Source organism: Pseudomonas fluorescens (assembly GCF_902497875.1).
Classification (GTDB): Bacteria; Pseudomonadota; Gammaproteobacteria; order Pseudomonadales; family Pseudomonadaceae; genus Aquipseudomonas; species Aquipseudomonas fluorescens_BR.
Genome location: NZ_CABVHY010000011.1, coordinates 210,945 through 216,944, shown reverse-complemented (window position 1 = coordinate 216,944; position 6,000 = coordinate 210,945). Strand labels below are relative to the sequence as shown.

Annotated in this window: 5 protein-coding genes and 1 pseudogene; 2 read left to right on the top strand and 4 right to left on the bottom strand. The window is 59.4% G+C overall.

Annotated elements, in window-relative coordinates; genetic code table 11:
* A pseudogene (locus tag F8N85_RS13510) lies at positions 1 to 437 on the bottom strand (hypothetical protein); the annotation flags it as partial.
* Positions 438 to 836: 399 nt separating this feature from the next.
* On the opposite strand from F8N85_RS13510, the gene F8N85_RS13505 reads away from it, so the two are divergent.
* The gene (locus F8N85_RS13505; RefSeq protein WP_150804094.1) at positions 837 to 1,337 is read left to right on the top strand and encodes a phosphate-starvation-inducible protein PsiE; all 501 of its coding nucleotides are present in this window, start codon (positions 837 to 839) and stop codon (positions 1,335 to 1,337) included.
* Here the strand turns inward: F8N85_RS13505 and F8N85_RS13500 are convergent.
* The 3 genes from F8N85_RS13500 to F8N85_RS13490 form a co-directional block, all read right to left on the bottom strand.
* Positions 1,334 to 1,663, bottom strand: a complete 330-nt coding sequence (locus tag F8N85_RS13500) for a DUF3509 domain-containing protein (protein ID WP_150804093.1) — start codon at positions 1,661 to 1,663, stop codon at positions 1,334 to 1,336. The genes F8N85_RS13505 and F8N85_RS13500 overlap by 4 nt on opposite strands.
* A 416-nt stretch (positions 1,664 to 2,079) precedes the next feature.
* Positions 2,080 to 3,381 (bottom strand): serine/threonine transporter, encoded by a 1,302-nt coding sequence (locus tag F8N85_RS13495; protein ID WP_150804092.1) that lies wholly within the window; start codon positions 3,379 to 3,381, stop codon positions 2,080 to 2,082.
* A gap of 63 nt (positions 3,382 to 3,444) precedes the next feature.
* Complete coding sequence (locus F8N85_RS13490; RefSeq protein ID WP_150804091.1) at positions 3,445 to 4,821, bottom strand: L-serine ammonia-lyase; 1,377 nt, start codon at positions 4,819 to 4,821, stop codon at positions 3,445 to 3,447.
* A gap of 135 nt (positions 4,822 to 4,956) precedes the next feature.
* On the opposite strand from F8N85_RS13490, the gene F8N85_RS13485 reads away from it, so the two are divergent.
* A complete protein-coding gene (locus F8N85_RS13485) occupies positions 4,957 to 5,904 on the top strand; it encodes a LysR substrate-binding domain-containing protein (RefSeq protein WP_150804090.1) in 948 nt (315 codons plus the stop codon).
* The last annotated feature ends 96 nt before the right edge of the window (positions 5,905 to 6,000 follow it).

The window sequence follows — 6,000 nt, the reverse complement described above, 5'->3', positions numbered from 1 at the left end:
TCGCAACAACGCAGCGTTCTGACGTCCATCGTGTAATGCAGTCGCCATGTCGATGTGGCCGCTCCCGGCTCTGCCACGACACTGCCGTCAGCGGCAAGCAATCTGCGCCCCTGCAGCGCCGGACATTTCATCGCCACGGTCGGTGCCTGCTGGATCAACTGTTCAGTGATCCAGCCCAGCCATGCACCCGATTTATTGATCCGTTTGAGCAGGCCAACGTCCGATAGCTCCACCCAGTCCCCAGCGCGCGCGCGTTCCACCGTTTCGACCATCGAGCAATCAGCGCTCAGATACATCAATAACGTGCGCAATAAACTCTCCGGGCCGCTGAAGCGGCGACCGAACTTCAGCGCTCCCAGCTCTTTTGCCTTGGCTTCCCATCCCTGCGGCAATAGCGCCAACAGCTTCGGCCAATCTTCATCCAGTCTTTGTGTCACGCTTGCTTTCCCTGCTGCTCACTTTGCTTGGTGAATCAGATTCTACTATCTCTTGAGATTTGGTTAGCGCCTATGGGGCTTGCCCCCGCTGGAGTGCGAAGCACTCCCAAAACCTGCAACTGTGTTTTGTCAGGAACACCGCGGCTGGCTGGTTTTAGGGCCGCTACGCGCCCCAGCGGGGGCAAGCCCCCTCGCCACAATTAATCACCAGTCGATAGATTTCCGTTAACTTGACTGGCGTTAGGGCTTGCCCGTGTAGCGTCAGATATACACCACAGAAAGTGCCTCATGCCAAACCGCCACCATCTCACTTGTCTCTCTGGCCTTTTTTCTGCATGCAGATCAACCGTCACGTCAAACCCGCATGATCCGGTCGAAACGACCTAAGGAAGTACTATCGTGAAAATCAATTGGGCCGAGAACCTGCGGCAAAACGTCCACGAGCTGGCTGAGTCCCTCGGCAATCTGTTCGTCGAGACCTTCCATTACCTGGCGTTGTTCGCCATTGGAGCGGTAACGGCCTGGGCGGCGGTGATGGAATTTCTGCAGATGATCGACGAGGGTCATATCAAGATCGATGACATTCTGCTGCTGTTCATCTACCTCGAGCTGGGAGCGATGGTCGGGATTTACTTCAAGACCAACCACATGCCGGTGCGTTTCCTGATCTATGTGGCGATCACCGCGCTGACCCGTTTGCTGATTTCCAACGTTTCGCACCACAGTCCGCCAGACCTGGGAATTATTTATCTGTGCGGTGGGATTTTGCTGCTGGCGTTTGCGATTCTGGTGGTGCGTTACGCTTCGTCGCAGTTCCCTTCGGTGAAAGTCGAACGCCCGCAACGCAAGGGCGCCGCGGGTTCGGGTGAGTTTCTGGAAGTGGAGAAGGGCGAGCTTTAAATCGCCAACCCACGCACCGGTTGGCCGGCAGGCCGGCCCTTGCGCGGTGGCGCCAGCAGGGTGAGGTTGTCGCTGTCGGTCATGGCCTCGAGAATCTCCATGGCGCTGTGGCCATGCTCGATGGCGATGCCGAACTGAATACTTTGCACCAGCCGTGTCAGGCGCTGCGGATCATTGCGCTGTTCGGCGCTGATCATGCGCTTGGCCACTACATGGCCGGCGTTGGAAAGCGTCAGCATGATGCGCCCGTCGAGCCCCTGAATGCTCAGGTTGACCTGGTACTGCGGGGCAAAGGCTTCGGTAATGATCTGAAATGGATTGTCCATATTGCGTTACCGCCTGATTGGAACATTGCAGTCATTGACCGGCGGTGATCAGGATTAGTTCGTATTTCCAGACCACCGGCAGGCCGTTCGCTGAGGTTTTGCCATTCCATTTCTCCTCATGACGGATTAAGCAAAGGGCATGCCGGGAAAATTGTCAGACAATGACTGGCACAAAAAAGGCGGGCTTCCTGGCCTAACGCTGGTTAAAACGTTATGCGAACCGTAGCCGCTGGCGTCCGGCTCGTGTAGCAGCTGCCGAAGGCTGCGTTCGGCTGCGCAGCAGTCGTAAATCCTGCTTGCACGGTTTGTCTGGAATACCCCGGTGCTTGATTTTACGACTGCTGCGCAGCCGAACGCAGCCTCGCAGGCTCGGCAGCTGCTACGGGAGACAGTGCTGCACCTGACGTGTGCCCGTTTCAGGGCATAAACGAGAAGATGATCGCCGACAACGCCACCAAACCGATCACGACCACGAACACATTCGACAGCGGCCCGGAGTACTGGCGCAGAGCCGGTACCCGACGAATCGCATACATCGGCATCAGGAACAGCAGGCAGGCGATGATCGGCCCGCCGAGGGTTTCGATCATCCCGAGGATGCTCGGGTTGAAGGTCGCCACGGCCCAGCAGGTGAGCACCATGAACAATGCGGTCGCACGGTTCAGCCAGCTCGCCGACATCGTCCGGCCACGGCTGCGCAGGCTTTTCACGATCAGCCCCTGGAAGCCTTCGCTGGCGCCGATGTAGTGGCCAAGGAAGGATTTGGTGATCGCTACCAGTGCTATCAGCGGCGCGGCATAGGCGATGACCGGGGTCTGGAAGTGGTTGGCCAGGTAGGACAGGATCGAGATGTTCTGCGCCTTGGCAGCCGCCAGATCCGCGGGAGACAACGCCAGCACGCAGCTGAAGCAGAAGAACATCACCGTCAGCACCATCATGCTGTGGGCGATCGCCAGGATGCCGCTGCTCTTGCGCTCGGCCTGGTCGCCGTAACGCTGCTTCTGGTCGAGCGCAAACGCGGAAATGATCGGCGAATGGTTGAACGAGAACACCATCACGGGAATCGCCAGCCACAGGGTTTTGAAGAACATTGGCAGCGGCATGCCTTCACTGGCGGAGGCGAAGAATGAACCATTCCAGTTGGGGATCAGGCTCAAACCGAGCAGCAGCAGGGCCGCGACGAACGGGTAGACCAACACGCTCATGGCTTTGACGATCACACTCTGGCCACAGCGCACGATAGCCATCAAGCCGAGGATCAGCAGCAGCGAGAGGATCGCCCGTGGTGGCGGTGTGATGTGCAGTTGATGTTCCATGAAGCTGCTCAGGGTGTTGGTCAGCGCCACGCTGTACACCAGCAGGATCGGGAAGATCGCAAAGAAATACAGCAGGGTAATCAGCTTGCCGGCGCCGACGCCAAAGTGTTCTTCAACCACTTCGGTGATGTCGCCGGAACGCCCGGACAACACAAAGCGGGTCAGGCCGCGGTGGGCGAAGAAGGTCATCGGGAAGGCCAGCACTGCCAGCACCAGCAGCGGCCAGAAACCGCCCACGCCAGCGTTGATCGGCAGGAACAAGGTGCCCGCGCCGATCGCTGTGCCGTAGAGGCCGAGCATCCAGGTGGTGTCGTGTTTGCTCCAGCTTTTGCTGGTCGCAACGGTGTGGCGTGAAACGTCTACAGCGGGATTATCGGCAGCGGGTGTACGTACATCGGTCATCGGTATCGCCTCGTTATTGTTCTTGCTCGGGCTCACGCGGGAATGACGGTCAGGGAATGCGTCTCAGCATTCCACCCAGCTCACCGCCAGGCCGCCCCGTGAAGTCTCTTTGTATTTGTCATGCATATCGGCGCCGGTATCGCGCATGGTGCGGATTACCCGGTCCAGGGAAATGAAGTGTTTGCCGTCACCGCGCAGGGCCATTTGCGTAGCGTTGATCGCTTTCACTGCGGCGATTGCGTTGCGTTCAATACACGGCACCTGGACCAGCCCGCCGACCGGATCGCAGGTCAGTCCGAGGTTATGTTCCAGGCCGATTTCGGCGGCGTTTTCCAGTTGCTCCGGGGTGGCGCCGAGGATATCGGCGAGCCCGGCGGCGGCCATGGCACAAGCCGAGCCGACCTCACCCTGGCAGCCGACTTCGGCGCCGGAGATCGAGGCGTTTTTCTTGCAGAGGATTCCCACCGCCGCAGCGCCGAGAAAGAACGCCACGACATCGTCGTCGCAGGCTTCGGGATTGAACTTCATGTAGTAATGCAGCACGGCCGGGATGATCCCGGCGGCGCCATTGGTAGGCGCGGTGACCATGCGCCCGCCGGCGGCGTTTTCTTCGTTCACGGCCAGGGCGAACAGGTTGACCCACTCCATCGCCGACAAGGTCGAACTGATCACATTCGGCTTGCCGATTTCCAGCAGGCTGCGGTGCAATTTCGCTGCCCGACGCGGCACATTCAGGCCTCCCGGCAGGATGCCCTCGTGGCGCAGACCTTGCTCGACGCATTCGCGCATCACCGACCAGATATGCAACAGACCGCTGCGGATTTCAGCGTCGCTGCGCCAGGCCCGTTCGTTGGCCATCATCAGTTCGGAAACCCGCAGGCCATGCTGGTTGCAGAGGGAGAGCAGTTCAGCGGCGCTGGAAAAGTCGTAGGGCAATTCGACATCGCTGGCCGGGGAGATCCCGGATTCGGCTTCGGCCGCTTCGACGATGAAACCGCCTCCAATCGAGTAGTAGGTCTGTTCCCACAGTTCAGCGTTTTCGCCAAAGGCTGTGAGAGACATGGCGTTCGGATGGTAGGGCAGGCTTTCGTCGAGCAACAGCAGATCGCGCTGCCAGTCGAAGGCGATGGTCGTGCGACCGCCCAGTGATAATTCACCGGTTTCCTGTAGCTGCTGAATGCGCGGGCCGATGCTGGTCGGATCAATGCTGTCAGGCCACTCGCCCATCAACCCCATCACGCAGGCGCGGTCGGTCGCATGGCCGACGCCGGTGGCGGAGAGTGAACCGTACAGGCGGATTTCCACCCGCCGAACTTCATCCAGCAGACCTTGGTCAAACAGCGCTTGGGCGAAGGTCGCGGCGGCCCGCATAGGGCCCACGGTATGGGAGCTGGACGGCCCGATACCGACTTTGAATAGATCGAAAACACTGATAGCCATGCTAAACCCTTACAAGCAATGGAGTAGGAATCGCTGCCATTTTTTGTAGGACGAGCGCAATGTCGGCGATACTGCCTCTCTCGATTCTCAGTGACCAACGAAACTTCCTAAGACAGCCTTTAGCAGGACTAAACAATGAGTCGTCAATTGCACGCCCAGACCTACGTCTGGCTGCACGTGTTTTCTTGTGCTGCGCGGCACCTGTCGTTTACCCGTTGCGCCGAAGAACTGCACATCACACCGGGTGCGGTCAGTCAGCAGATTCGGCAACTGGAAGAACGGCTGGGTTTTCGCCTGTTTCACCGTCGCGCCCGGGGCGTCGAGTTGAGCGCTGAAGGCCAGCGACTGGCCATTACGGTCAACGAGGCTTACGGCAGCATTGATGCGGAATTACGACGACTGGACGCCGGAATGATCAGCGGCATTCTGCGGTTACGCTCGATTCCGTCGTTCCTGAGCAAGTGGCTGACCCCGCGTCTGCCGCGTTTGCAGCAGCGTTTCCCGGATATCCAGTTGCGGCTGGTGGCCGAGGACAGCAGCGTGCCCTTGCATGAAGGCGACTTCGATCTGGCGATCGACCTGAATGACGGCAGTTATCCCGGCTTGTTATCCACAGCCTTGCTCGACGAGCAGATTTTTCCGGTCTGTGCTCCCAGCCTGCTGCGCGGTCGACCGCCACTGCACGGGCCGGCGGCCCTGGTGCATTTTCCGTTGTTGCACGACATCACCGCCTGGCGCGGCAGTTATGAATACGCGGAGTGGGAGTTCTACCTGAACGCCATCGGTTTCGAAGGCGCGGATGTGCGACGCGGGCATACCTTCAATCGCAACCACCTGACGATTGAGGCGGCGACTGCCGGCATGGGCGTGGCCATTGCCCGTCGAACGCTGCTCAATGACGAACTGGAACGCGGCACGTTGATCGTGCCATTTGGTCTCGCGGTGCCCAATCACAAGCGCTATGTCCTGCTCTATGCGCCGGGGGCGCTGAGCCATCCGGGCGTGCGTGCGGTGCATGACTGGCTGGTGGAGGAGGCGGGAATTTTTCGCAGCCTGCATCCTTTGGGCGAGGGGCAGTTGTGAGGAATGGGGAGGGGAGGCCGGTGCGACCTAACTCCCGACCTTAGCAGCGCATTTGCCCTTTGTCCGGCTTTTTTTGCGAATCCATATTTATCTTTT

Bases quoted from the DNA above. Each gene is read 5' to 3' on its own strand.
- F8N85_RS13500 (WP_150804093.1), bottom strand. From the start codon at position 1,663: ATGGACAATCCATTTCAGATCATTACCGAAGCCTTTGCCCCGCAGTAC.
- F8N85_RS13495 (WP_150804092.1), bottom strand. From the start codon at position 3,381: ATGACCGATGTACGTACACCCGCTGCCGATAATCCCGCTGTAGACGTT.
- F8N85_RS13490 (WP_150804091.1), bottom strand. From the start codon at position 4,821: ATGGCTATCAGTGTTTTCGATCTATTCAAAGTCGGTATCGGGCCGTCC.
- F8N85_RS13485 (WP_150804090.1), top strand. From the start codon at position 4,957: ATGAGTCGTCAATTGCACGCCCAGACCTACGTCTGGCTGCACGTGTTT.